The organism is Kitasatospora sp. NPDC059646, assembly GCF_042734615.1.
Taxonomy (GTDB): domain Bacteria; phylum Actinomycetota; class Actinomycetes; order Streptomycetales; family Streptomycetaceae; genus Kitasatospora.
The window spans coordinates 25,726-50,097 of sequence record NZ_JBHWDS010000059.1 but is presented as its reverse complement, the minus strand read 5'-3'; the positions used below and the strand labels follow the sequence as shown (position 1 = coordinate 50,097).

Genomic DNA, 24,372 nt, shown 5'->3' with positions numbered 1-24,372 from the left:
GTCCGCCGCACGCGGGGCCCGGCCCCCGGCGCGGCCGGCGGCCCCCCGGCGCGGGGGGGGTGGAGCGGCACCCCCGCCGCGCCCTCCCCGGTCCGGCGAAAACGCCTGGCGGCGGGCGGGCCCGTGCGGCATCGTGGCGGACGATGAACGAGAACAGCGGAAGCGACGCCGAGTCGAGCGACGCCGAGCTGAGCGACGCCGAACTCGGGCGGATGGCCCGGCGACTGGCGGGGGTCGGCGGCATCGTCGGCGTCTGCCTCGGCGGCAGCCGGGCCCGCGGTGCGCACGCGCCCGGCTCCGACTACGACCTCGGCCTGTACTACCGGGCCGGCGAACTGGACACCGCCGCGCTGCGCAGCCTCGCCGCCGAACTCTGCGGCCGCCCGGTCGACGTCACCGAACCCGGCGGCTGGGGCCCCTGGGTGGACGGCGGGGCCTGGCTCGACCTCGGGCCGGTCCGCGTCGACTGGATCTACCGGGACGTCGCCCGCGTCCGCGACCACGCCGCCGAGGCCCGGGCCGGCCGCTACCTCTTCGGCCAGCAGCCCGGCCACCCGTACGGCGTCCCCTCCTACGCGTACCCGGGGGAGCTGGCGCTCGGGCGGGTGCTCGCCGACGCGTCCGGCGAGTTGGCCGCGCTGCGGGCCGAAGTGCTGGAGTTCCCACCCGAGTTGGCGCGCCGACTGGAGGCGGACGCGGCGTGGGAGGTGCCGTTCACGCTGGCCAACGCGCGGAAGGGGGCGCGGCGGGGCGACGCCGGCTACGTGCAGGGCTGCCTGTTCCGGGCCGTCGGCCTGCTGGCGCACGCGCTGCACGCGCGGGCCGGCCGGTGGCTGGTCAACGAGAAGGGCGCGATCGCCGCGGCCGGTCGACTGGCCTGTGCGCCCCGGGACTTCTCGATCCGCGCGCAGCGGCTGTTCGCTCCGGGTTCGACCGACCCGGCGGCGCTCGGGGCGGTGCTGGACGCGGCGGAGGAACTGGCGGGCGAGGTCCTCGCCGGAGCGGAGGCCTGAGATGGGTGCTGCTGTCGAACTCACCACTCCCCGGCTGCTGTTGCGCCAGTGGGAGGACGGCGATCTGGACCGCTGGGCCGAACTCAACGCCGACCCGGAGGTCCGCCGGCACCTCGGCCCGGTGATGACCCGGGAGCAGTCCGCCGGCTCGCTCGCCGCCTTCCGCGAGGAGCTCGCCGACCGCGGCTGGGGCTGGTGGGCCGTCCGACTCCGCGCCGAGGGCACCTTCCTGGGCTTCGCCGGGCTGGACCCGGTGGACGAGGAGACCCCCTTCGACGGCGTCGAGGCGGGCTGGCGCCTGCACCCCGACTCCTGGGGCCGCGGCTACGCCACCGAGGCGGCCCGGGCCGTACTCCGGTACGGATTCGAGGAGTTGGCCCTCCCGGAGATCCTCGCCCTGATCGCCGCCGCCAACGCCCCGTCCCGCGCCGTCGCCGAACGCCTCGGCATGACCCGCGACCCGTCCCGGGACTTCGACGACCCGGCCCTTCCCCCGGGCCCGTCCCGCCGGACGGTGGTGTACCGCCTCGCCGCGGGGGCGCTCAGCGGGTGAGGGGGCCGGCCGGGGCTTCGACGGTGGAGCGGAGGCGGTCCAGGGTGGCGCGCATGCCGGTGCGGTTGAGGGCGGCGCGGTCGGTGGGGCGGGTGCCGGTGAAGACGCGGCCGAGGAGTTCGGTGACCCGGGAGCCGGGGCCGGTGCGGAGGTCCTCCCAGTACTCGGTGACGCGGACGGCGTCCGGGGTGTCGGCCGGTTCGACCAGGTAGCCCCAACGGGCCACGGGGAGGCCGAAGATGGCGACCCGGAAGGCGAACTCGTGCGGTTCGCGGGCGGTGGCGACCCGGCAGTCGGTGAACCACAGGAACGGGCCCTTGCGGTTGAAGCCGAGGAAGCGGGTGCCCTCGCCGACCGGTCCGCGGCCCAGCCGGCGTATCCCGATGCACTCGGGGCTCCAGCGGGCCAGGTTCCGCAGGTCGCGGAGCGCGGCGTACACCGACTCGGCGGAGGCGTGCACCGTCACGCTCTCCCGAAGGGTCCACTGGCGTTCCACGAGGTGCCTCTTTTCGACGGTCCGGGGTCTGGGCGTCCGGACTGTAGCCGGGGCGCGGAGCGCGGCGCAAGGGGGTTCGGGAGCGGCAAAAGTGCTTGTCAGAGCGGTACTTGACGGTCCGTGAGGACCCTCGCTAGCGTGGAACGAGACGACTCGTTCCGTCCTGCCGGGCTGCTGCCGGGCTGCGGCCGGCACGGCGACGGAACCGGAGGGGCGGATGGCGACCGAGGTGGAGAAGGTGCGGATCCCGGTGCCGGGGGCGGAGGCGTTGGCCGCGGTGGTGACGGCGCCGGACGGCGAGCCGGGGGCGGTCGTGGTGCTGTGGCCCGCTCTCGGCGTGCCGGCGGGCTACTACGCGCCGTTCTGCGGGGAGCTGGCGGCGCGCGGGGTGGCCGCGGTGGCGGTGGACCTGCGCGGCCAGGGGGAGAGCGGGCCGCGTTCGGGGCGGGGCTCGACGCACGGCTACCACGCGCTGGCGGCCCGGGACGTCCCGGCGGTGACGGCCGCGGTGCGGGAGCGGTTCGGGGCGGGAACGCCGCTGGTCCTGCTGGGGCACAGCATCGGCGGGCAGGCCGCGGTGCTGGCCGCCGCGCGGGAGCCGAAGGCGGTGGACGGGCTGGTGCTGGTCGCGTCCGGGTCGGTGGACTTCCGGGGCTTTCCCGGCGCGGCCCGCTGGCGGGTCCTGGCGAGCAGTCAACTCCTGGCGCTGGTCGCCACCGTGTGGGGCTACTGGCCCGGCCACCGGCTCGGCTTCGGCGGCCGCCAGCCGGCCCGGCTGATGCGCGACTGGGCCCGCCTCGGCCGGACCGGCCGCTTCGCGCCGGCCGGCGCCGACCTCGACTACGAGCAGGCCCTCGCCGCACTCGAACTCCCGGTCCTCGCCGTCTCGTTGCCCGGCGACCGGCTGGCCCCGCCCGGAGCCGTCGACCGCCTGGTGGCCAAACTCCCGGCCGCCGCGGTGGAACGCCGCCACCACACCCCGGCCGACGGCGAGTCCGCCGACCACGTCCGCTGGGCCCGCGCCGGCGGCGGGATCGCCGACCTGGTCGCCGGCTGGCTGCCGGGCCGCTGACACCCGCACACGGAGGAGGAACAGCATGGGGGAGAAGCGGACCCTGACCCCGGTCACGGCCGAACAGGGCGCCCCGGTACGAGACTTGGCGGCACGCGAGCGGATCCTCGGCACCACGCTGCGGGTGCTGGCCCGGGTCGGCTACGCGAAGGCGACGGTCGGCGGCATCGCGCAGGAGGCGGGCGTCGGCAAGGCCACCGTCTACCGGTCCTGGCCGCACAAGGCCGCGCTGACGCTGGACGCGGTGCGCACCCGGCTGCCGGACGTCCCGGTGGACGACCTCGGCGACAGCCCGCGCGAGATCCTGGCCGTCGCCCGGGCGCTGGCGGGCCTGTACGGCGCCCCGCAGGTGCGGGCGATCCTGCCCGCGCTGATCTCGGACGCCGCCACCGACCCCGAGCTCGCCCTCCGGCTGCGCACCGACCTGGTCGAGCCCCGCCGGGACCGCTCCGCGACCGTCCTGCGCCGGGCCGTCGCCCGCGGGGTCCTCCCGCCCGACACCGACGTCCTCACGCTGCTCGACACGTGGGCCGGCCTGATGCTGTTCCGCGGCGTGGTCCTGGCCGGCGACGTGGACGACACCACGGTCCGCGCCCTGGTGGCGGCCGCCCTGGACTCCCCGCCGCGCCTGCCCTGAAACGCCGTCGGGGGCCGCCCGCACCCCCCGGCCCGCCCCCCCCCCCCGCCCGCCCTTCGGGCGCGGCGGGGGGGGCGCCGCCCCCCGTAACGTAGCTACAGGTGGTCGGCGCGGGTAGCGCCGCCCCTCCTCTTCGCCGTGTCCGCCGGCGGGCGGTCAGATCTGGATGCCCGCCATGCGCTTCCACTCGTACGGGCCGGTCTTCACCTTCGCGCCCAGCTCGCCCTCGAAGTCGTCGTGCAGGGTGAGCCCGGCGAGTTCGGCGGCCCGGCGGCCGATCGCGTAGGTCGGGGCGACCTGGTCGCCCCAGGTGCCGTCGGCGCCGACCACGACGATCCGGGTGGCGGTGCGTCCGACGTACTCGACGACCCCGTCCGCGCTGCCGCCGTGCTGCGCGGCGAAGCTGGTGAGGTGCTTGGCAATGCGCTTGGCGCGGCGCTCGACGCGGGCGTCCGGCGCGGCGGTGGTGGCGGTCTCTGCGCTGGTCATGCCCGCATGCTACCGACCGGTAGCGCCGGTGGCGACGGCGGCGCCCTGTGCCGACGGCCACATGGCGGGCAGCGGCAGCTCACCGGCCCCGGCGTAGGCCAGCGCGAAGGCGGCGCCCTCCGGTCCGGGGGCGGCGATCCGCCGGATCCGCTCCAGGCGCAGCCGCAGGGCGAACTCCCGCTGCGCGGGCGGCAGCCCGGTGGGCAGGTGGAGCAGGTCGAGCAGCTGGTCGGAGAACTCCTGGGTCCGCCAGGCGGCGTCCAGCCGGCGCCGCTGGTAGCCGTCCAGGCCGGCGGGGTCGCCGTCCAGCAGTTCGGCGAGCAGGCCGGCCGCCAGGTCGGCGGCGTCGGCGACCGCCGAGTTGAGGCCCTTGGCACCGGACGGGGTGACGGTGTGCGCGGCGTCGCCGGCCAGCAGCAGCCGGCCGGCCCGCATCCGGCGGGCGACCCGGCCGCGCATCCGCAGCATGCCGGTCTCCAGCAGTGCGCCGAGCGCCGGGTCGTCGCCGCCGAGCTCCAGCCGGCGTTCGAGTTCGGCGCGGATCCGCCGCTCGTCCCAGCCGGCCGGGTCCTCGTCGGCGGGCACCTCCAGGTAGAACCGTCCGACGTCGGCGGTGCGCGGCATCATCCCGGCGAAGCCGTCGGCGTGCACCGCGTAGCGGATCTGCTCGACCGGCCGGGAGATCCGGGCCAGCACCGTCAGCCAGTCGTACGGGTAGCGCCGCCCGGGCCCGGCGCCGCCGTCGGGGAAAGCGGCGGCGACCACGCCGTGCGCGCCGTCGCAGCCGATCGCGTACTCGGCGCGCAGCGGGCCGTCGGCGGTGTCCAGCACGGGCCGGCCGTCGGCGTCCGCCGTGACGGACCGCACCGGCCGCTCGAAGGCGATCGCGCCGCCGTCCCGCTCGTACCCGGCGATCAGGTCGCGCAGCAGCAGCTGCTGCGGGTACACCCAGTGCCGGACGCCGCCGGACAGCGCGCCGTAGTCGACCAGCACGTTCTCGCCGAGGCAGGTGATCTCGCACCGGCCGTGCCGCTCGCCCTCGGCGGTCAGCCGGTCGGCCAGGCCGAGCGCCCGCAGGTACTCGACCACCCGGTGCTCCAGCACCCCGGCGCGGGCGGCGCTCTCGACGGCGGCCCGGGACTGCCGCTCGTGGACGGTGACGGCGACCCCGGCGCGGTGCAGCACGTGGGCGAGGACCAGACCGGCCGGCCCGGCGCCGACGATCGCGACGGTGGTGGTGCGGGCGGTCATCGGCGGCCTCCGGCGGCGAGGAGTGCGGCGGCGGGCGCGGCGGGCACCACGGCCGGGTCGAAGGTCTCGGTGACGGCGGCCAGCGGCTGCTGCCCGTGCCACATCAGGTAGGTCTTGTACGCGGCGTCCGCGCCGTCCCAGTCGCGCACGCCGGCGTCCAGCACGGTGCGCCGGTGGGCGGTGCCGGTGGCCTGCAGGGCGGCGCCGATCGGTGCGCCGGGGTCGGTCAGGCACTCCTCGGCGGCGGCGGACAGCCCGGCCCGGGCGACCACCACGTTGCGCGACAGTTCGCCGCCGTCGGGCCCGGCGAGCACCGAGCGGCGGACGATCAGCTCCTCGTCCGCGCCGGCCCGCAGCAGCGCGGCGGCCCCGGTGGGCGCCCCGGCGGCGGCCACCCGCCGGTGGTCGGCGCCCGCGACCCGCACCGGCCCGCCGGTCCAGGCGGACAGCAGGGTGGTGGTGAGCCCGTCCGAGGCGAGCAGGAGCCGGGTGGGCGCGGCGGCGAAGGCGCCGACCCGCCGGGCGAGCTCGGCGGGTTCCCGGGCCCGGAACAGGTGTCCGGACACGGCGACGGACGGCAGCGGCATCGGTTCCCCCGAAAAGATGACGACAGGATCGTGGCGGTGGCCGACCCTACTGGAGAACTGTTTCCGCTGACGAAACGTCACCCCATGCGCGGGCAAAGCCGCGCGGCGCACGCCCCCGCGGCGTGAATACTGACCCTCGTGAACGATTTCCGTGGCTGGCCGGCCGAGGCCCTGGAGTTCTACGAGCACCTGGAGGCCGACAACTCGAGGACCTTCTGGACGGCGCACCGCGCCCGGTACGAGGAGCAGGTGCGCGCCCCCATGGAGGCGCTGCTGGCCCGGCTGGAACCCGAGTTCGGGCCGGGGAAGATCTTCCGGCCCAACCGGGACGTCCGGTTCTCGGCCGACAAGTCCCCGTACAAGACGCACATCGGAGCTGTTCTGGAGTCCGGCGGCTACGTGCAGCTGTCCGCCGACGGACTGGCCTGCGGGCTGGGCTACTACCACCTGGCGAGCGACCAGCTGGCGGCCTACCGCACGGCCGTCGCCGAGGACGTGACGGGCGCCGAGCTGGAGCGGGTGGTGGCGGCCGTGCGCCGGGCCGGGCCCGAGGTGGTCGGCCGGGACAGCCTGAAGACCGCGCCGCGCGGCTACCCCAGGGACCACCCGCGGATCGAACTGCTGCGCCACAAGGGCCTGATCGCCTGGCAGCGGTGGGAGCCCGCCCCGTGGCTGGGCACCCCGAAGGCGTACGACCGCGTCACCCGGTTCCTGCACGCGGCCGCCCCGCTGCACGCCTGGCTGGAGAACCACGTCGGCCCCAGCGGGCTTGCGCCGCGCTGAGGCCGAGGGAGGGTCGAGGAGTCGGGTCAGCCGATGAACGGGTCGATCGCGACTTCGAGGAACAGCAGCGTCAGGTAGGTGATCGACCAGTGGAACAGCCGCATCTCCTTGAGCTTGGCGCCCACGATGCCGGCCTTGGCGCGCGACTGGAGCGCGTACGCCTCCTTCATCCACAGCGCGCCCAGCACGACCGCGGTGGCCGGGTACAGCCAGCTGGTGTGCGCGACCGGCCACAGCAGCAGCGAGGTCGCCACCATCACCCAGGAGTAGGCGACGACCTGCTTGGCCACGCCGATGTTGCCGCGGATCACCGGCAGCATCGGCACGCCGGCCCGGGTGTAGTCGTCGCGGACCTTCATCGACAGCACCCAGGTGTGCGGCGGCGTCCAGAAGAACACCACCAGGAACAGCAGCACCGCCGACCAGGACAGCGAGTTGGTGACGGACGCCCAGCCGACGAACACCGGCATGCAGCCGGCGATGCCGCCCCAGACGACGTTCTGCGCGGTGCGCCGCTTCAGGCCCAGCGTGTACACGAAGACGTAGAACAGCAGGGCGGCCAGCGCGAGCGCCGAGGACAGCCAGTTGACGAGGACGCCGAGCCAGACGGTGGAGACCACGGCCAGCGTGATGCCGAAGACCACCGCTTCGCGCGGGGAGACCATGCCGGTGACGATCGGGCGCCGCTCGGTGCGGGACATCACCGCGTCGATGTCGCGGTCGATGTACATGTTGAGCGCGTTGGCGCCGCCCGCCGACAGGTAGCCGCCGACCACCACCGCGAGGACCCGCCACAGGTTCGGCACGCCGTCCTGCGCCAGGAACATCACCGGCACCGTCGAGATCAGCAGCAGCTCGATGATCCGGGGTTTGGTGAGGGCGACGAAGGCCCCGACGCGGGCCCCGAGCGGCCGGGGCGCGGTCCTCGTCCCCACCACCCCGGCGGGGCGGGATTCGACGGCGGTCACGGACACCTCAACAGTCGATGAACTTCCACAGGCGTCCCGGAGACCCGCAGGGTGCCCACCGTCCGCGCTGCGCGTACCACGCAACCATAGACGTTCCATATCTCCCGATCCGCCCCGGGGTCCCCCGGCGAGCCGCACGTGCTCGCGTCTTGCCCCTCGGACGCGCGAACCCTCCCTGGACGGGTGAGGGTAGGACAGGGCAGTTGACGCCACGCCAGGGGAATGCGACGCCGCCGGTCCACGTTGCCCGGCACGCAGGGTGAGGGCCCCCGCAAACGGTAGGCTCGCACAGAGAAGCGGGATCAACCCTCCGTGATCGGCGCACCAACCCACAACGGCGTGGCCGACCGGTCCCCTTCACGGGGTCACACTTCACAAAATCGGAAGGAGCCCTGAGTCAGGGTGAGCACGACGCCGAACGTATTCGAGTGGAGCGAGTTGGACCAGCGGGCCGTGGACACGGCCAGGGTCCTGGCCATGGACGCCGTGCAGAAGGTGGGGAACGGGCACCCGGGCACCGCCATGTCGCTGGCCCCCGCCGCGTACCTCATCTTCCAGCGCTTCCTGCGCCACGACCCGACCGACCCGACCTGGGTCGGCCGCGACCGCTTCGTGCTCTCGCCGGGGCACACCTCTCTCACGCTGTACACCCAGCTGTTCCTGTCCGGTTACGGACTGTCGCTGGACGACCTGAAGGCCTTCCGGGTCGCGGGCAGCCGCACCCCCGGCCACCCGGAGCACGGCCACACCGCCGGCGTCGAGACCACCACCGGCCCGCTCGGCCAGGGTGTCGGCAACGCGATCGGCATGGCCATGGCGGCCCGCTACGAGCGCGGCCTGTTCGACCCGGACGCGCCGGCCGGCACCTCGCCGTTCGACCACACCATCTGGGCGATCGTCTCCGACGGCGACCTGCAGGAGGGCATCTCCGCCGAGGCGTCCTCGCTGGCCGGCCACCAGAAGCTCGGCAACCTGGTCGCGCTGTACGACGACAACCACATCTCCATCGAGGGCGACACCGCCACCGCGTTCTCCGAGGACGTGCTGGCCCGCTACGAGGCGTACGGCTGGCACGTCCAGCGGGTCGCCCCGAAGTCCGACGGCGACATCGACGTCCCGGCGCTGGCCGCCGCGCTCGCGGCCGCCAAGGCCGAGACCGGCAAGCCGTCGATCATCGCGATGCGCACCATCATCGCCTGGCCCGCGCCGAACGCCCAGGACACCGCCAAGGCCCACGGCTCCGCCCTCGGCGACGCCGAGATCGCCGCCACCAAGAAGGTGCTGGGCTTCGACCCGCAGAAGACCTTCGAGGTCACCGACGAGGTCGTCGCGCACGCCCGCGAGGTCGTGCAGCGCGGCCAGGCCGCCCGCACCGCCTGGGAGGAGCAGCTGCGCGACTGGCGCGCCGCCAACCCGCAGCGCGCCGCCGAGTACGACCGGATCCAGATCGGCGAGCTGCCCGACGGCTGGGAGAAGGCCCTGCCGGTCTTCCCGGCCGGCAAGGACGTCGCCACCCGCAAGGCCTCCGGCGACACGCTGAAGGCCGTCGGCAAGCTGATCCCCGAACTGTGGGGCGGCTCCGCGGACCTCGCCGAGTCCAACCTCACCACCATCGACGAGGAGTCCTCCTTCCTTCCGGAGGGCAACCCGCTCAAGAGCGCCTCGCCGTACGGCCGCACCATCCACTACGGCATCCGCGAGCACGCCATGGGCTCCGTGATGAACGGCATCGCCCTGCACGGCCGCACCCGCATCTACGGCGGCACCTTCCTGGTGTTCTCCGACTACATGCGCCCCGCGGTCCGGCTCGCCGCGCTGATGAAGCTGCCGGTCGTCTACGTGTGGACGCACGACTCGATCGGCCTCGGCGAGGACGGCCCGACCCACCAGCCGGTCGAGCACCTGGCCGCCCTGCGCGCCATCCCCGGCCTCGCCGTGGTCCGCCCGGCGGACGCCAACGAGACCGCCGTGGTGTGGCGCACCGTGCTGGAGCGGCAGACCAGCCACCCCGGCCCGGTCGGCCTGGTGCTGACCCGCCAGGGCGTGCCGACCTTCGACCGCGACGTGTTCGGTTCGGCCGAGGGCGCGGCCAAGGGCGGCTACGTGCTGGCCGAGGCCGAGGCCGGCGAGCCCAAGGTGATCCTGATCGGCACCGGCTCCGAGGTGCAGCTGGCGATGCAGGCCCGCGAGGCGCTGCAGGCCGAGGGCGTCCCCACCCGCGTGGTGTCGATGCCGTCGGTGGAGTGGTTCCACGAGCAGGACCAGGCGTACCGCGACAGCGTGCTGCCGCCGAACGTCCGGGCCCGGGTCTCGGTCGAGGCGGGCATCGCCCAGGGCTGGCGCGAGCTGGTCGGCGACGCCGGCCGGATCATCAGCCTGGAGCACTTCGGCGCCTCCGCCGACTACAAGGTGCTGTACCAGGAGTTCGGCATCACCGCCGATGCGGTCGCCAACGCCGCCCGCGCCTCGCTGCGCACGGTCGAGGCCGTCTCCCGCTGACGCGCTGACCCGCCCGGCCCGGGGTATCCGCACTGCCCCGGGCCGGGCCCCGGACTCCCCCGCAGACGTACGAAAAGAAGAAGAGGGACTGAAGCACCATGACCGACGCATTGAACCGCCTCAGCGAAGAAGGCGTGGCCATCTGGCTGGACGACCTCAGCCGGGAGCGCCTGAACTCCGGCAACCTGGCCGAGCTGGTGCAGGAGAAGCACGTCGTCGGCGTCACCACCAACCCGACCATCTTCCAGAAGGCCATCGCGGGCAACGGGGCGTACAACACCCAGCTCGAGGACCTCGCGGTGCGCAAGGTCACCACCGAAGAGGCCGTCCGCATGATCACCACCTCGGACGTCCGCGACGCCGCCGACGTGCTGCGCCCGGTGTACGACGCCTCCAACGGCCGCGACGGGCGGGTCTCCATCGAGGTCGACCCGCGGCTGGCCCACAACAGCGACGCGACCATCGCCGAGGCCAAGCAGCTGTGGTGGCTGGTCGACCGCCCGAACGTGCTGATCAAGATCCCCGCCACCATGGGCGGCCTGCCCGCGATCAGCGCGGTGCTCGCCAAGGGCATCAGCGTCAACGTCACGCTGATCTTCTCGCTGGAGCGCTACAAGGCCGTCATCGACGCCCACCTGACCGGCCTGGAGCAGGCCAAGGCCGCCGGCCTGGACCTCTCCCAGATCGAGTCGGTCGCGTCGTTCTTCGTCTCCCGCGTCGACACCGAGATCGACAAGCGCCTGGACGCCCTCGGCGGCGAGGCCAAGGAGCTGCGCTCCAAGGCCGCCGTCGCCAACGCCCGCCTCGCCTACCAGGCGTACGAGGAGGTCTACGGCTCGGTCGACGGCAGCAAGCCCGCCTCGGCCCGCTGGCAGGCCCTGGAGGCGGCCGGCGCCAAGCCGCAGCGCCCGCTGTGGGCGTCCACCGGCGTCAAGGACCCGAGCCTGCCGGACACCCTGTACGTGACCGAGCTGGTCGCCCCGGGCACCGTCAACACCATGCCCGAGGCCACCCTGGACGCCACCGACGACCACGGCGTCGTCACCGGCGACACCATCACCCCCAACTACGCGGACGCCAAGGCCGTGCTGGACGCGGTCGCCGCGGCCGGCGTGGACTACGACGACGTGGTGCGGGTGCTGGAGGAGGAGGGCGTGCAGAAGTTCGAGGCCTCCTGGTCCGAGCTGCTGGAGACCGTCACCGCCGCGCTCCAGTCGCACAGCGACAACTGATCCTGCTCACGAACTGACGCACGGAAAGCGGAGCACACCACAGTGAGCAACACCCAGCCGTACCCGGACGTGGAGGGAACGGAGCCGGCCGCGGGAGACACCCCGGTCCGGCCCGTCAACCCGCTGCGGGACCCCGCCGACCGCCGGCTCCCGAGGATCGCCGGCCCGTCCGGACTGGTGATCTTCGGCGTCACCGGCGACCTGTCGCGCAAGAAGCTGATGCCGGCGATCTACGACCTCGCCAACCGCGGCCTGCTGCCGCCGGGCTTCTCGCTGATCGGCTTCGCCCGGCGCGAGTGGGCCGACGAGGACTTCGCGCAGGTGGTGCACGACGCCGTCAAGGAGCACGCGCGCACCCCCTTCCGCGAGGAGGTCTGGCAGCAGCTCGCCAAGGGCATGCGGTTCGTCCAGGGCGACTTCGGCGACGACGAGGCGTTCGACACGCTGCGCCGCACCATCGAGGAGCTCGACCAGGCGCAGGGCACCAGCGGCAACTTCGCGTTCTACCTGTCGGTGCCGCCGAAGTTCTTCCCCACCGTGGTCCAGCAGCTCAAGAAGCACGGCCTGACCGACCCGCCGGCCGGGTCCTGGCGCCGCGCGGTCATCGAGAAGCCGTTCGGCCACGACCTGGAGAGCGCCCAGGAGCTGAACCGGATCGTCCACGAGGTCTTCCCCCGGGACGAGGTCTTCCGGATCGACCACTACCTGGGCAAGGAGACCGTCCAGAACATCCTGGCGCTGCGGTTCGCCAACCAGATGTTCGAGCCGATCTGGAACCGGTCGTACGTCGACCACGTGCAGATCACCATGGCCGAGGACATCGGCATCGGCGGCCGGGCCGGCTATTACGACGGCATCGGCTCGGCCCGGGACGTCATCCAGAACCACCTGCTCCAGCTGATGGCGCTGACCGCCATCGAGGAGCCCGCGTCCTTCCACCCGAAGGCGCTGGTCGCCGAGAAGCTGAAGGTGCTCAGCGCCGTCAAGCTCCCCGCCGACCTGGGCAAGCACACCGTGCGGGGCCAGTACACCTCCGGTTGGCAGGGCGGCGAGGAGGTGGTCGGCTACCTGGACGAGGACGGCATCAACCCCGAGTCCAAGACCGACACCTACGCGGCCATCAAGCTGGAGATCAACAACCGCCGCTGGGCGGGCGTGCCGTTCTACCTGCGCACCGGCAAGCGGCTGGGCCGCCGGGTCACCGAGATCGCGGTGGTCTTCCAGCGGGCCCCGTACCTGCCGTTCGACTCCTACGCCACCGAGGAGCTCGGCCAGAACGCCCTGGTGATCCGCGTCCAGCCGGACGAGGGCGTCACCGTGCGCTTCGGCTCGAAGGTCCCCGGCACCGCGCTGGAGGTCCGCGACGTCACCATGGACTTCGCCTACGGCGAGTCGTTCACCGAGTCCAGCCCCGAGGCGTACGAGCGCCTCATCCTGGACGTCCTGTTGGGCGACGCCAACCTCTTCCCGCGGCACCAGGAGGTCGAGCTGTCCTGGCAGATCCTCGACCCGATCGAGCAGTACTGGGACACCAACGGCAAACCCGCGCAGTACCCGGCCGGCACCTGGGGCCCGGTCGAGGCGGACGAGATGCTCGCACGAGACGGCAGGAGCTGGCGCCGGCCATGAAGATCGACCTGACGAACACCACGTCCAGCAAGATCAACGCTGCCCTGATGGACGCCCGGCGGGCCAGCGGCTCGACCGCCGCCGGCATGGTGCTGACCCTGGTCATCGTGACCGACGAGGGCAGCGCCTACGACGCCCTGAAGGCCGCCAACGACGCCTCCCGCGAGCACCCCTCGCGGACCCTGGCCGTCATCAAGCGGGCCGGCCGCTCGCCCCGCGCCCGGGCCGAGACCCGGCTGGACGCGGAGATCCTGGTCGGCAGCGACGCCGGCAGCGGCGAAACGGTCATCCTGCGCATGCACGGCGAACTCGCCGCGCACGCCCAGTCCGTGGTGCTGCCGCTGCTGCTGCCGGACGCCCCCGTGGTGGTCTGGTGGCCGGACAACGCGCCGCTCAACCCCGCTCAGGACCCGCTGGGGGCGCTCGCCCAGCGCCGGATCACCGACGCGGTCACCGCCGAGTCGCCGGTCGGCCAGCTCGCCCAGCGGGCCACCGGCTACACCCCCGGCGACACCGACCTGGCGTGGACCCGGATCACCGGCTGGCGCTCGATGCTGGCCGCCGCGCTCGACCAGCGCAACGTCACGATCACCGCCGCGGTGGTCGAGGGCGAGTCGTACAACCCCAGCGTCGAACTGCTCGGCCTGTGGCTGCACAACCGCCTGCGGGTCCCGGTCGAACGCGTCGTCACCGGCGGCCCCGGCATCACCTCCGTCACCCTGAGCACCAAGGACGGCGACATCGTCCTGGACCGCCCCGACGGCCTGCTCGGCACCCTGTCGATGCCCGGCGCGCCCGACCGCATGGTCGCGCTCAAGCGCCGCGACACCGCCGAGCTGATCGCCGAGGAACTGCGCCGCCTCGACCCCGACGACATCTACGCCACCGCCGTCCGGACCCCGGTGGACCGGCTGCGCGAGCGGATCGCCGGAGTCGAGCACGCGGGCCCCGGCGGCACCGTCGAGCAGGCGCACGTCGCGGAGCACGCGGTCGGCGACCGGGAGACGCCCGCCGCCGCCAAGAAGGCCGCCGCCCGCAAGAAGAGCGCCCAGTGAGCGCCGAACGCGTCCTGGTCCACCGCGACCCGGCGCTGATGGCCGAGGCGGCCGCCGCCCGGCTCGTCACCGCCGCCGTCGACGCCCAGGCCGCACGCGGCACCGCCCACCTGGTGCTCACCGGCGGGCGCAACGGCAACGCCCTGCTCGCTGCGCTCGCCGCCCACCCGGCGCGCGACGCGGTCGACTGGGCGCGGGTCGACCTGTGGTGGGGCGACGAGCGCTACCTGCCGGCCGGCGACCCGGACCGCAACGCCGTCCAGGCCGCCGCGTTCCTGGACGCCGTCCGGCCGCTCGGCGCCCGCATCCACGAGATGCCCGCCGACGACGGCGCCCCCGCCGAGGACGCCGCCGCCCGGTACGCCGCGGAACTCGCCGCGGCCGACCCGGTGTTCGACGTCCTGCTGCTGGGCGTCGGCCCGGACGCCCACGTCGCCTCGCTGTTCCCCGGCCACCCCGGGACCAGTGAGACCGGCAGCACGGTGATCGCGGTGCACGACTCCCCGAAGCCGCCGCCCACCCGCATCTCGCTGTCCCTGCCCACCCTCCGCACCGCCCGTCAGGTCTGGCTCCTCGCCGCCGGTGCGGACAAGGCCGACGCCGTCGCCCTCGCCCGCACCGCGCCCGGCGCCGCGACGGCCCCGGCCGGCGCGGTCAAGGGCACCGAGCAGACCCTGTGGCTCCTCGACGAGGCAGCCGCCGGCAAGCTCGCCTGACGCCCCGTCAGGTCCCTTCCGCCGAGCCGGCCACCCGTTCCCCGCGCCCCGCCAGGGGCGCGGGGAACTGCGCGACGGAGAAGGCCGCCCGCCCGGGAACCCGGTCGGACGGCTGCCTCACGCAGAAAGCCGCCCACCGGAGAATCACTCCCGGGTGGGCGGCTTTCGCGTTGCCGAACGGCTCAGATCTCGCCGCGCAGCTTGGCCAGCGCCTCGGCGAGGATCGCCTCGCCGTCCGCGTCCGTCCGCCGCTCGCGCACGTACGCGAGGTGGGTCTTGTAGGGCTCGTTGCGGGCGGGGGCGGGCGGGTTGTGCTCGTCCTGGCCGGCCGGGAACCCGCAGCGGGGGCAGTCCCAGGTGTCCGGGATGGCCGCCTCCGCGGCGAAACTGGGGCGCGTCTCATGCTTGTTGGCGCACCAGAAGGAGATCCGGTTGCGGGGGGCGGACTCGCCGCGCTCCGCCTCTCCCATCGGGCCGGCACCGACTCTGCTGCCTCGGATCGCGTTGCCACTTGCCACGGTCTGACTCCCCTGCGTGCTGGTGCCGTCCGGCCGCGGCTGGGCGGACGGTGGCGAAGTCGTCCTAGTGTAAGCGGCGGTTAAGGCTGTGCCACCACCGCCCGCCGACTTCGCGTCAGTTGTCGGGCGTCAGTTGCCCTTCAGCAGCAGCCCCAGCACGATGATGCAGGCGAACCAGGCCAGGCCGACGACGATGGTGATGCGGTCGAGGTTCCGCTCGGCGACCGCGGAGCCGCCGCCGGTGGACATCGCGCCGCCGCCGAACATGTCGGACAGGCCGCCGCCCTTGCCCTTGTGCAGCAGCACCAGCAGGATCATCAGCGCACTGAGGACGATCAGAGCAATCTCGAACCCGAGAACCACGACGGGACCAACTCTCTCGAATCTTCGGCGAAGGGGCCGGGCCCGCTCTTCGCGGTCCGGCCCCAAAGCCTACGTTGCTGCGGCGGCGTTAGCCTACTGCCTGGTCGCGGTAGCGCACGATCTTGACGAACTCGTCGGCGTCCAGCGAGGCGCCACCGATCAGCCCGCCGTCGATGTCGGGCTTGGCCATCAGGCCGGCCGCCGACGAGGACTTCACCGAACCGCCGTACAGGACGCGGACCTTGTCGGCCAGCTCGGGGGTGTACAGCTCGGCGAGCCGGGCCCGGATCGCGCCGCACACCTCCTGCGCGTCCTCGGGGGTGGCGACCTCGCCGGTGCCGATCGCCCAGACCGGCTCGTACGCGACCACGATGCTCTCCGCGTCGCTCGCCGGGACGCCGTCCAGCGCGCCGTCGAGCTGCCCGAGGGTGTACTCGACGTGGGTGCCGGCCTTGCGGACGTCCAGCGGCTCGCCGATGCACAGGATCGGGGTGATCCCGTTGCGGTAGGCGGCCTTCACCTTGGCGTTGACGATCTCCTCGTTCTCGCCGTGGTACTGGCGGCGCTCGGAGTGGCCGACCACCGCGTAGGCGCAGTTCAGCTTCGACAGCATCGGGCCGGACACCTCGCCGGTGTAGGCGCCGCCGTCGTGCTGGGAGATGTCCTGCGAGCCGTACTTGATCTTCAGCTTGTCGCCGTCGACCAGGGTCTGCACGGAGCGCAGGTCGGTGAACGGGACCAGGACGGCGACCTCGACGGCCGCGTAGTCCTTGTCGGCCAGCGTGAACGCCAGCTTCTGGGTGTGGCGGATGGCCTCGAGGTGGTCGAGGTTCATCTTCCAGTTGCCCGCCATCAGCGGGAGACGCTCAGTCATGTGTTCTCAGTCCTCCAGGGCGGCGAGACCGGGGAGGGTCTTGCCCTCCAGGTACTCGAGGCTCGCGCCACCGCCGGTCGAGATGTGTCCGAACTTCGCCTCGTCGAACCCCAGGGTGCGGACCGCCGCCGCCGAGTCGCCGCCGCCGACCACGGTGAACGCGTCGGAGTCGATCAGCGCCTGGGCCACGGCCCGGGTGCCGTCGGCGAACGCCGGGTGCTCGAACACGCCCATCGGGCCGTTCCAGAACACGGTCTTCGCGTCGGCGATCTTCTCCGCGAACAGCTTCGCGGTCTTCGGGCCGATGTCCAGGCCGAGCGCGCCGTCCGGGATGGCGTCCACGGGGACGACCGCGAAGTCGTCGACCGGGGCGCCGCCCTTGACGTCCGGGAACGAGCCGGACACCGCGGTGTCGACCGGGATCACGAACTCGACGCCCTGCTCGGCGCCGCGCTTCAGGTAGTCCTGGACGACCGGGATCTGGTCCTCCTGGAGCAGCGAGGCGCCGACGCCGTGGCCCTGCGCGGCGATGAAGGTGTACATCATGCCGCCGCCGATCAGGATCCGGTCGGCCTTGCCGAGCAGGTTCTCGATCACGCCGACCTTGTCGGACACCTTCGAGCCGCCGAGCACCACCACGTACGGGCGGGCCACGTCCTCGGTGAGGCGCTTGAGGACGCCCACCTCGGTGGCGATCAGGTCGCCGACGGCGTGCGGCAGGCGGGCCGGCAGGTCGTAGACGGAGGCGTGCTTGCGATGCACGGCGCCGAAGCCGTCGCCGACGTACAGGTCCGCCAGCGCGGCCAGCCGGTCGGCGAACGCGCCGCGCTCGGCGTCGTCCTTGGAGGTCTCGCCTGGGTTGAAGCGCAGGTTCTCCAGCAGCGTGACCTCGCCGTCGCCGAGGGCGGCGACGGTGGCCTTCGCGCTGTCCCCGACCGTGTCGGCGGCGAACGCCACCGGGCGGCCCAGGATCTCGCCGAGGCGGACCGCCACCGGCGCGAGGGAGAACTTCGGGTCCGGCTCGCCCTTCGGGCGGCCCAGGTGCGAGGCGACGACCACGCGGGCGCCGCGCTCGACGAGCTTGGCGATGGTCGGCGCGACGGCGCGGATCCGGCCGTCGTCGGTGATGGTCTCACCGGACAGCGGCACGTTGAGGTCCGCGCGGACGAACACCCGCTTGCCGGAGACCTCCAGGTCTTCGATCGTCTTCACGGTCTTGCTTGCTCCTCGATGGGTGGATCGGCAGACGGTGACACGGGGCAGCGAGTCACCAGGGAGGGTAGGACGGACGAGGATGGGCGCAGCGGCAGGGCCCGGTCGGCGGTGACAGCCGTCCGGGCCCTGCCCCTTACGTCACGTCAGCTACCGCTGGGAGTCAGAGCTGCTCGCCGACGATGGCGACCAGGTCGACGAGGCGGTTGGAGTAGCCGAACTCGTTGTCGTACCAGCCGAGCACCTTGACCTGGTTCCCCTGAACCATCGTCAGCTTCGAGTCGAAGATGCAGGAGTGCGGGTCGTTCACGATGTCCGAGGAGACGATCGGGTCTTCGGTGTACGCCAGGATGCCCTTCAGCGGGCCTTCCTGGGCGGCCTTCTGGAACGCGGCGTTGACCTCGTCCTTGGTGACCTCGCGCTCCAGGGTGACCACCAGGTCGGTGATGGAGCCGGTCGGCACCGGGACGCGCAGCGAGGTGCCGTCCAGCTTGCCCTTCAGCTGCGGGAGGACCAGGGCGGTGGCCTTGGCGGCACCCGTCGAGGTCGGGATGATGTTCTGCGAGGCGGCGCGGGCGCGACGCAGGTCCCGGTGCGGGAAGTCCAGGGTGACCTGGTCGTTGGTGAAGGCGTGCACGGTGGTCATCAGACCCTTGACGATGCCGAAGTTCTCGTCCAGCACCTTCGCCATCGGCGCCACGCAGTTGGTGGTGCAGGAGGCGTTCGAGATGACGTGGTGCGCGGCGGCGTCGTACTTGTCGTCGTTGACGCCCAGCACGATGGTGATGTCCTCGTCGGTGGCGGGCGCCGAGATGACGACCTTCTTCGCACCGGCGGTCAGGTGCTTCTTCGCGCCCTCCGCCTTGGTGAAGATGCCGGTGGACTCGACGACGATGTCGGCGCCCAGCTCGGCCCAGGGGAGGTTCGCGGGGTCACGCTCGGCGGTGACCTTGAAGGTGTGACCATCGACGGTGATGGTGTCCTCGGTGTGCGAGACCTCGCCGGGGAAGGTACCGAGAGTGGTGTCGTACTTGAGCAGGTGAGCCAGAGTCTTGGTGTCGGTCAGGTCGTTGACACCGACGATCTCGATGTCCGCGCCCTGGGCCTTGACCGCACGGAAGAAGTTGCGGCCGATGCGGCCGAACCCGTTGATGCCTACCCGGATCGTCACGAACCGATCTCCTAACAGGTACGCCGGGCCGGAGCCCGACGGGGGTGAAATTTTGGGTTTTCCCCGACCACTGCTGACCCTACCTCGCTCAAGTGTCGCAAGGCACATCGCCTCACCGGTAGGGCGCAAGGGCCCACATGGCCGAAAGGGGCGGGCGGGCTTGGCCGCGGCGGATGCCGCGTCATGCTCCGCACGCCCCTTCGGGGTTGCGTTTCACCAGGCTGACGGCCCGTCAGCTCAGGGCCATCTCCTCGGTCAGGTTGGCTTCGGTGTTGGGCAGGCCGAGCTCGGCAGCGCGCTTGTCGGCCATCGCCAGCAGGCGACGGATCCGGCCGGCCACCGCGTCCTTGGTCAGCGGCGGGTCGGCGAGCGCGCCGAGTTCCTCCAGCGAGGCCTGCTTGTGCTGCATGCGCAGGGCGCCGGCCGCGGCGAGGTGCTCGGGCACCTCCTCGCCGAGGATCTCCAGCGCCCGCTGGACCCGCGCGCCCGCGGCGACCGCGGCCCGGGCCGAGCGGCGCAGGTTCGCGTCGTCGAAGTTGGCCAGCCGGTTGGCGGTGGCCCGGACCTCGCGGCGCATCCGGCGCTCCTCCCAGGCCAGCACCGACTCGTGCGCGCCGAGCCGGGTGAGCAGCGCGCCGATCGCGTCGCCGTCGCGGATCACCACCCGGTCCACGCCGCGCACCTCGCGGGCCTTGGCCGGGATGCCGAGCCGGCGAGCCGCGCCGACCAGGGCGAGCGCCGCCTCCGAGCCGGGGCAGGTGATCTCCAGCGAGGAGGAGCGGCCCGGCTCGGTGAGCGAGCCGTGCGCCAGGAACGCGCCGCGCCAGGCGGCCTCCGCGTCGCAGGTCGCGCCGGACACCACCGCCGGGGGCAGGCCCCGGATCGGCCGTCCGCGTCCGTCCACCAGCCCGGTCTGCCGGGCCAGCAGCTCGCCGTCCTTCACCACCCGCACCACGTACCGGCTGCCGCGTCGCAGCCCGCCGGGGGCCATCACCACCAGATCCGAGGAGTGTCCGAAGATCTCCAGGAGGTCCTTGCGCAGCCGCCGTGCCGCAATGCCGGTGTCCAGCTCCGCCTCGATCACGATGCGGCCGCTCACAATGTGCAGTCCGCCCGCAAAACGCAGGATCGCCGAGACCTCCGCCTTGCGGCAGCAGGCACGGGTGACGGGAAGCCGGGAGATCTCGTCTTTCACCGCTGCCGTCATCGCCATGGGCCGATCCTTCCATGAGTCCGGAAAATCCGGTCGTACGCCGCGGCCAAGAGCTCCGCGTCGTGTCGCGGGGTGCCGTCGGCGCGGGCCACCGAGTCGAGCACCAGGGCGGCGCCCATCCGCTTCGCGGCCTGCTCCAGGCCGGTCAGGTCGGCGAGCCCGAAAGCGCCTCCGCTGACCGCCCGCTCATCCACCAGGATCGCATCCACCGCCAGCTCGGGGGCGTGGTCGGCGATCACCTCCAGGTGGCGCTGCGGGGTGAAGCCCTCGGTCTCACCGGGCTGCGGGGCCAGGTTGAGGGTCAGCAGCCGGCGGGCCCGGGTCTCGGTGAGGGCCTTGGCCAGCTCCGGCACCAGCAGGTGCGGCAGCACGCTGGTGAACCAGGAGCCGGGGCCGAGCACCACCCAGTCCGCCTCCAGGACGGCCTGCACGGCCTCCGGGACGGCCGGCGGCTCGTCCGGGAGCAGCCGGATCGACTGCACGGTGCCCGGGGTGACCGCGACCGAGGCCTGGCCGCGCACCGCCGTCACCTCGCCGGGCCGCAGCGGGTCGTGGCCGCGGACCTGCGCCTCGATGTCCAGCGGCACCGCGGACATCGGCAGCACCCGGCCCTGCACGTTCAGCAGCCGGCCGACCCAGTTCAGCGCCTCGACCGGGTCGCCGAGCTTCTCCCACAGCGCGACGATCAGCAGGTTGCCGACCGCGTGGCCGCCGAGCTCGCCGGTCCCGGTGAAGCGCTGCTGGATCACCTCGGACCAGGTGCGGCCCCAGTCGTCGTCGCCGCACAGCGCGGCCAGCGCCTTGCGCAGGTCGCCGGGCGGGAGCACGCCGAGTTCGGCGCGCAGCCGCCCGCTGGAGCCGCCGTCGTCGGCGACGGTGACCACGGCCGTCAGCTCGGTGGTGAGCCGGCGCAGGGCGGACAGCGACGCGGACAGCCCCTGGCCGCCGCCCAGCGCGGCGATCTTCGGCGCGCCGGGGCGCGGCGCGGCGGACCGCTCGGCAGGTCTGGTCCGGAGCTGCTGCCGCGCTGGCACGTATCCCGTCACGCCGACCCCATGTTCCTGTCTCGTGCTCGGCCGGGGCGGCGGTACGGGGGGTTCCCGGCCGCTACTCCCGGCCCATGTCCCGGTGGACCAGCACCGTCTCGACCCCGTCCGCGATCAGACGCTTCGTCAGCTGCTCGGACATCGCGACGCTGCGGTGCTTGCCTCCGGTGCAGCCTACGGCAAGCGTCATGTAGCGCTTCCCCTCGCGCCGGTAGCCCTCGGTGATGATCCGCAGCAGCTCGGTGTAGCCGTCCAGGAACGGCTGCGCGCCGGGCTGCTGGAACACGTACTCTGCCACGTCCGGGTCGGTTCCGGTACGGGCGCGCAGCTCGGGCACCCAGTGCGGGTTGGGCAGGAACCGGCAGTCCACCACCAGGTCGGCGTCGACCGGCAGGCCGTACTTGAATCCGAAGGACATCACGGTGGCGCGCAGCTCCGGCTCGTCCTGGCCGGCGAACTGGGCGTCCATCTTGGCGCGCAGCTGGTGCACGTTGAGGTTCGAGGTGTCGACCACCAGGTCGGCCTCGCCGCGCAGTTCGCGCAGCAGCTCGCGCTCCTGGGCGATGCCGTCGACGATCCGGCCGTCGCCCTGCAGCGGGTGCGGGCGGCGGACGTTCTCGAAACGGCGCACCAGGGCGTCGTCGGAGGAGTCCAGGAACACCACCCGCAGCCGGACGCCGCGCTTCTCCAACTCCTCCAGCGAGGTCAGCAGGTCGTCGAAGAAGGTGCGGCCGCGCACGTCGACGACCACGCCGATCCGCGGCACCGCGCCCTGCGAGCGGGCCCCCAGGTCGACCATGGTGGGAATCAGCGCCGGCGGCAGGTTGTCGACCACGAACCAGCCGAGGTCCTCCAGGCACTTGGCCGCGGTGGACCGGCCCGCCCCGGACATGCCGGAGATGATCACCAGCTCGGGGGTGCTCTCTCCCCCGTTGGACACAGTCACGTCTCTTCCCCGCTTCTCGGTACTGCTGTGGCGGTGCTGTCTTCGATGATCTCGCCGGTCGCGGTGTTGACCGCGAATGCGGCGGGTGTACGGGAGGCCAAGGCTGCGGCAACAGTCTCGGCGGTCCGGCGCCCGATACCCGGGACCTCGCACAGCTCGTCGACGGTGGCCGCCCGCAGCTTCTTCAGCGAACCGAAGTGCTTCAGCAGGGCCCGGCGGCGAGTCTCTCCGAGGCCGGGGACGGAGTCCAGTTCCCCCGCCGTGAGCCGTTTGGCCCGCTTGGAACGCTGATAGGTGATGGCGAACCGGTGCGCCTCGTCGCGGACCCGCTGCAGCAGGTACAGGCCCTCGCTGGAGCGCGGCAGCACCACCGGGTCGTCCTGCCCGGGCAGCCACACCTCCTCCAGTCGCTTCGCCAGGCCGCACACCGCCACGTCGTCGATGCCCAGTTCGGCCAGCGCCCGCTGCGCCGCCGCGACCTGCGGCTGCCCGCCGTCGACCACCAGCAGCTGCGGCGGGTAGGCGAAGCGCTTGGGGCGGCCGCTCTCGTCGGTCAACGCCTCGTCGCCGTCCGGCACTTCCTCCGGGACGGCCCACTCGCCGGTCTGCTCGCGCTCCTGCAGGTAGCGGCGGAACCGGCGGCTGATCACCTCGTGCATCGAGCGGACGTCGTCCTGGCCCTCGAAGCCCTTGATCTGGAACCGGCGGTACTCGCTCTTGCGGGCCAGGCCGTCCTCGAACACCACCATGGACGCCACCACGTCCTCGCCCTGCAGGTGCGAGATGTCGAAGCACTCGATCCGCAGCGGCACCGAGTCCAACTCCAGTGCGTCGGCGATCTCCTGGAGCGCCCGGCTGCGGGTGGTCAGGTCCGAGGCGCGCTTGGTCTTGTGCAGCGCCAGCGCCTGCTGGGCGTTGCGCTGGACCGTCTCCATCAGGTCCTTCTTGTCGCCGCGCTGCGGCACCCGCAGGTCGACCTGGGACCCGCGCAGCGTGCACAGCCACTCCCGGACGGCCTCGCCCGGCACCGCCGGGACCAGCACCTCGCGCGGCACCGGCTCGGTGCCCGCGCCGTACAGCTGCTGCAGTGCGTGCTCGACCAGGCCGGCCGTGTCCACGTCCTCGACCTTGTCGGTCACCCAGCCGCGCTGGCCGCGCACCCGGCCGCCGCGGACGTGGAAGATCTGCACCGCCGCCTCGAGTTCGTCCTCGGCGAGGGCCAGCAGGTCGGCGTCGGTGCCGTCGGCCAGCACCACCGCGTTCTTCTCCATCGCGCGGCGCAGCGCCCCCAGGTCGTCGCGCAGCCGGGCCGCCTTCTCGTACTCCATCTCGGCGGCGGCCTCCTGCATCTGCACCTCCAGGCGGCGCAGGTAGTTGCCCGTCCGGCCGGCCATGAAGTCGCAGAACTCCTCGGCGAGTTCACGGTGCTCGGCGGCGCCCACCCGGCCGACGCAGGGCGCCGCGCACTTGCCGATGTAGCCCAACAGGCAGGGGCGGCCGACCTGTTGGGCGCGCTTGAACACGCCGTTCGAGCACGTCCGCACCGGGAACACCCGCAGCAGCAGGTCGACCGTCTCGCGGATCGCCCACGCGTGCCCGTACGGGCCGAAGTAGCGCACGCCCTTCTTGTGCGCGCCGCGCATCACCTGGACCCGCGGGAACTCCTCGTTCAGGGTGACCGCGAGCTCCGGGTAGCTCTTGTCGTCCCGGTACTTGACGTTGAACCGCGGGTCGAACTCCTTGATCCAGGAGTACTCCAGCTGCAGCGCCTCGACCTCGGTGGACACCACCGTCCACTCCACCGACGCCGCGGTGGTCACCATCGTCGCGGTGCGCGGGTGCAGGTTCGCGACGTCCTGGAAGTACGAGGACAGGCGCTGGCGCAGGCTCTTCGCCTTGCCGACGTAGATGACCCGCCCGTGCGCGTCACGGAACTTGTACACCCCGGGCGAGAGCGGGATCGCCCCCGGAGCCGGTCGGTAGGTGGACGGGTCAGCCATGCCCCTACCGTACCGACTGCGGGTGACAGCGCGGTGCGCGCGCCGTCAG

The 24,372-nt window shown here is 73.1% G+C and carries 24 protein-coding genes; 10 read left to right on the top strand and 14 right to left on the bottom strand.

From position 1 onward, the window contains the following. Window positions 1–143 precede the first annotated feature (143 nt). The gene (locus tag ACFV1L_RS30970; protein ID WP_380372144.1) at window positions 144–1,013 is read left to right on the top strand and encodes a nucleotidyltransferase domain-containing protein; all 870 of its coding nucleotides are present in this window, start codon (window positions 144–146) and stop codon (window positions 1,011–1,013) included. A gap of 1 nt (window position 1,014) precedes the next feature. Further along, the gene (locus ACFV1L_RS30965) at window positions 1,015–1,566 is read left to right on the top strand and encodes a GNAT family N-acetyltransferase (protein ID WP_380372141.1); all 552 of its coding nucleotides are present in this window, start codon (window positions 1,015–1,017) and stop codon (window positions 1,564–1,566) included. Here ACFV1L_RS30965 and ACFV1L_RS30960 read toward each other — a convergent pair. Next, complete coding sequence (locus ACFV1L_RS30960) at window positions 1,556–2,062, bottom strand: SRPBCC family protein (protein WP_380372139.1); 507 nt, start codon at window positions 2,060–2,062, stop codon at window positions 1,556–1,558. The genes ACFV1L_RS30965 and ACFV1L_RS30960 overlap by 11 nt on opposite strands. A gap of 217 nt (window positions 2,063–2,279) precedes the next feature. Between ACFV1L_RS30960 and ACFV1L_RS30955 the strand changes: the two genes are divergently transcribed. Both ACFV1L_RS30955 and ACFV1L_RS30950 read left to right on the top strand, forming a co-directional pair. Continuing rightward, window positions 2,280–3,134 (top strand): alpha/beta fold hydrolase, encoded by an 855-nt coding sequence (locus tag ACFV1L_RS30955; protein WP_380372138.1) that lies wholly within the window; start codon window positions 2,280–2,282, stop codon window positions 3,132–3,134. Window positions 3,135–3,159: 25 nt separating this feature from the next. Then, entirely contained in the window at window positions 3,160–3,771 is a 612-nt protein-coding gene (locus ACFV1L_RS30950) for a TetR/AcrR family transcriptional regulator (protein WP_380372135.1), read from the top strand. A gap of 156 nt (window positions 3,772–3,927) precedes the next feature. Here the strand turns inward: ACFV1L_RS30950 and ACFV1L_RS30945 are convergent, their stop codons facing one another. From ACFV1L_RS30945 to ACFV1L_RS30935, 3 genes are read right to left on the bottom strand one after another with little or no spacing between them, the layout of a single operon-like run. Continuing rightward, window positions 3,928–4,260, bottom strand: coding sequence for a hypothetical protein (locus tag ACFV1L_RS30945; RefSeq protein ID WP_380372134.1), 333 nt, complete (start codon window positions 4,258–4,260; stop codon window positions 3,928–3,930). A 9-nt stretch (window positions 4,261–4,269) separates the two neighbouring features. After that, on the bottom strand, window positions 4,270–5,511 hold the full coding sequence (locus ACFV1L_RS30940) for an FAD-dependent monooxygenase (protein ID WP_380372131.1): 1,242 nt from the start codon (window positions 5,509–5,511) through the stop codon (window positions 4,270–4,272). Further along, a complete protein-coding gene (locus tag ACFV1L_RS30935) occupies window positions 5,508–6,098 on the bottom strand; it encodes a hypothetical protein (protein WP_380372130.1) in 591 nt (196 codons plus the stop codon). The genes ACFV1L_RS30940 and ACFV1L_RS30935 overlap by 4 nt, the downstream gene beginning before the upstream one ends. A 138-nt stretch (window positions 6,099–6,236) precedes the next feature. Here ACFV1L_RS30935 and ACFV1L_RS30930 point away from each other — a divergent pair, with 138 nt between their 5' ends. Then, window positions 6,237–6,881, top strand: a complete 645-nt coding sequence (locus ACFV1L_RS30930) for a DUF2461 domain-containing protein (protein ID WP_380372127.1) — start codon at window positions 6,237–6,239, stop codon at window positions 6,879–6,881. Between the two features lie 26 nt (window positions 6,882–6,907). Here ACFV1L_RS30930 and ACFV1L_RS30925 read toward each other — a convergent pair whose 3' ends face one another. Then, complete coding sequence (locus ACFV1L_RS30925; protein WP_035873795.1) at window positions 6,908–7,849, bottom strand: heme o synthase; 942 nt, start codon at window positions 7,847–7,849, stop codon at window positions 6,908–6,910. Between the two features lie 402 nt (window positions 7,850–8,251). Here ACFV1L_RS30925 and tkt point away from each other — a divergent pair, with 402 nt between their 5' ends. From tkt to pgl, 5 genes are all read left to right on the top strand, one after another. Then, window positions 8,252–10,348: a transketolase gene (gene tkt / locus ACFV1L_RS30920; protein WP_380372124.1), complete on the top strand. Its 2,097-nt coding sequence runs from the start codon at window positions 8,252–8,254 to the stop codon at window positions 10,346–10,348. A 98-nt stretch (window positions 10,349–10,446) separates the two neighbouring features. After that, complete coding sequence (gene tal / locus ACFV1L_RS30915) at window positions 10,447–11,580, top strand: transaldolase (protein ID WP_380372122.1); 1,134 nt, start codon at window positions 10,447–10,449, stop codon at window positions 11,578–11,580. A 69-nt stretch (window positions 11,581–11,649) separates the two neighbouring features. Then, a complete protein-coding gene (zwf, locus tag ACFV1L_RS30910) occupies window positions 11,650–13,209 on the top strand; it encodes a glucose-6-phosphate dehydrogenase (protein WP_380372150.1) in 1,560 nt (519 codons plus the stop codon). After that, window positions 13,206–14,264, top strand: coding sequence for a glucose-6-phosphate dehydrogenase assembly protein OpcA (gene opcA / locus ACFV1L_RS30905; RefSeq protein ID WP_380372120.1), 1,059 nt, complete (start codon window positions 13,206–13,208; stop codon window positions 14,262–14,264). Before zwf ends, opcA begins: the two co-directional genes overlap by 4 nt. Continuing rightward, complete coding sequence (pgl, locus tag ACFV1L_RS30900; protein WP_380372117.1) at window positions 14,261–14,980, top strand: 6-phosphogluconolactonase; 720 nt, start codon at window positions 14,261–14,263, stop codon at window positions 14,978–14,980. The genes opcA and pgl overlap by 4 nt, the downstream gene beginning before the upstream one ends. 182 nt (window positions 14,981–15,162) lie before the next feature. On the opposite strand, the gene ACFV1L_RS30895 is transcribed toward pgl, so the two are convergent. The 9 genes from ACFV1L_RS30895 to uvrC all read right to left on the bottom strand — a co-directional run bounded on the left by ACFV1L_RS30895 (window position 15,163) and on the right by uvrC (window position 24,323). Continuing rightward, window positions 15,163–15,498: an RNA polymerase-binding protein RbpA gene (locus ACFV1L_RS30895; RefSeq protein WP_073814874.1), complete on the bottom strand. Its 336-nt coding sequence runs from the start codon at window positions 15,496–15,498 to the stop codon at window positions 15,163–15,165. Between the two features lie 129 nt (window positions 15,499–15,627). Then, on the bottom strand, window positions 15,628–15,861 hold the full coding sequence (gene secG / locus ACFV1L_RS30890; protein WP_035867047.1) for a preprotein translocase subunit SecG: 234 nt from the start codon (window positions 15,859–15,861) through the stop codon (window positions 15,628–15,630). A gap of 88 nt (window positions 15,862–15,949) precedes the next feature. After that, window positions 15,950–16,735 carry a triose-phosphate isomerase gene (tpiA, locus tag ACFV1L_RS30885; protein ID WP_380372113.1) on the bottom strand — a complete coding sequence of 262 codons (786 nt, stop codon included), beginning with the start codon at window positions 16,733–16,735 and terminating at the stop codon, window positions 15,950–15,952. Window positions 16,736–16,741: 6 nt separating this feature from the next. Next, window positions 16,742–17,947 carry a phosphoglycerate kinase gene (locus ACFV1L_RS30880; RefSeq protein WP_380372111.1) on the bottom strand — a complete coding sequence of 402 codons (1,206 nt, stop codon included), beginning with the start codon at window positions 17,945–17,947 and terminating at the stop codon, window positions 16,742–16,744. Between the two features lie 163 nt (window positions 17,948–18,110). After that, on the bottom strand, window positions 18,111–19,118 hold the full coding sequence (gap, locus tag ACFV1L_RS30875) for a type I glyceraldehyde-3-phosphate dehydrogenase (RefSeq protein ID WP_380372108.1): 1,008 nt from the start codon (window positions 19,116–19,118) through the stop codon (window positions 18,111–18,113). 232 nt (window positions 19,119–19,350) lie between these two features. Further along, window positions 19,351–20,331, bottom strand: coding sequence for a DNA-binding protein WhiA (whiA, locus tag ACFV1L_RS30870; RefSeq protein WP_030910402.1), 981 nt, complete (start codon window positions 20,329–20,331; stop codon window positions 19,351–19,353). Continuing rightward, entirely contained in the window at window positions 20,322–21,365 is a 1,044-nt protein-coding gene (yvcK, locus tag ACFV1L_RS30865) for a uridine diphosphate-N-acetylglucosamine-binding protein YvcK (protein WP_380372148.1), read from the bottom strand. Before yvcK ends, whiA begins: the two co-directional genes overlap by 10 nt. Before the next feature lie 73 nt (window positions 21,366–21,438). After that, a complete protein-coding gene (rapZ, locus tag ACFV1L_RS30860) occupies window positions 21,439–22,323 on the bottom strand; it encodes an RNase adapter RapZ (RefSeq protein ID WP_380372105.1) in 885 nt (294 codons plus the stop codon). Beyond that, entirely contained in the window at window positions 22,320–24,323 is a 2,004-nt protein-coding gene (uvrC, locus tag ACFV1L_RS30855) for an excinuclease ABC subunit UvrC (protein ID WP_380372103.1), read from the bottom strand. Before uvrC ends, rapZ begins: the two co-directional genes overlap by 4 nt. Window positions 24,324–24,372 lie beyond the last annotated feature (49 nt).

Excerpts from the sequence above, each read along its gene's own strand:
- ACFV1L_RS30970 (WP_380372144.1), top strand. The coding sequence starts at position 144 with ATGAACGAGAACAGCGGAAGCGACGCCGAGTCGAGCGACGCCGAGCTG.
- ACFV1L_RS30965 (WP_380372141.1), top strand. The coding sequence starts at position 1,015 with ATGGGTGCTGCTGTCGAACTCACCACTCCCCGGCTGCTGTTGCGCCAG.
- ACFV1L_RS30955 (WP_380372138.1), top strand. The coding sequence starts at position 2,280 with ATGGCGACCGAGGTGGAGAAGGTGCGGATCCCGGTGCCGGGGGCGGAG.
- ACFV1L_RS30950 (WP_380372135.1), top strand. The coding sequence starts at position 3,160 with ATGGGGGAGAAGCGGACCCTGACCCCGGTCACGGCCGAACAGGGCGCC.
- ACFV1L_RS30945 (WP_380372134.1), bottom strand. The coding sequence starts at position 4,260 with ATGACCAGCGCAGAGACCGCCACCACCGCCGCGCCGGACGCCCGCGTC.
- ACFV1L_RS30940 (WP_380372131.1), bottom strand. The coding sequence starts at position 5,511 with ATGACCGCCCGCACCACCACCGTCGCGATCGTCGGCGCCGGGCCGGCC.
- ACFV1L_RS30935 (WP_380372130.1), bottom strand. The coding sequence starts at position 6,098 with ATGCCGCTGCCGTCCGTCGCCGTGTCCGGACACCTGTTCCGGGCCCGG.
- tal (WP_380372122.1), top strand. The coding sequence starts at position 10,447 with ATGACCGACGCATTGAACCGCCTCAGCGAAGAAGGCGTGGCCATCTGG.
- opcA (WP_380372120.1), top strand. The coding sequence starts at position 13,206 with ATGAAGATCGACCTGACGAACACCACGTCCAGCAAGATCAACGCTGCC.
- tpiA (WP_380372113.1), bottom strand. The coding sequence starts at position 16,735 with ATGACTGAGCGTCTCCCGCTGATGGCGGGCAACTGGAAGATGAACCTC.
- whiA (WP_030910402.1), bottom strand. The coding sequence starts at position 20,331 with ATGGCGATGACGGCAGCGGTGAAAGACGAGATCTCCCGGCTTCCCGTC.
- uvrC (WP_380372103.1), bottom strand. The coding sequence starts at position 24,323 with ATGGCTGACCCGTCCACCTACCGACCGGCTCCGGGGGCGATCCCGCTC.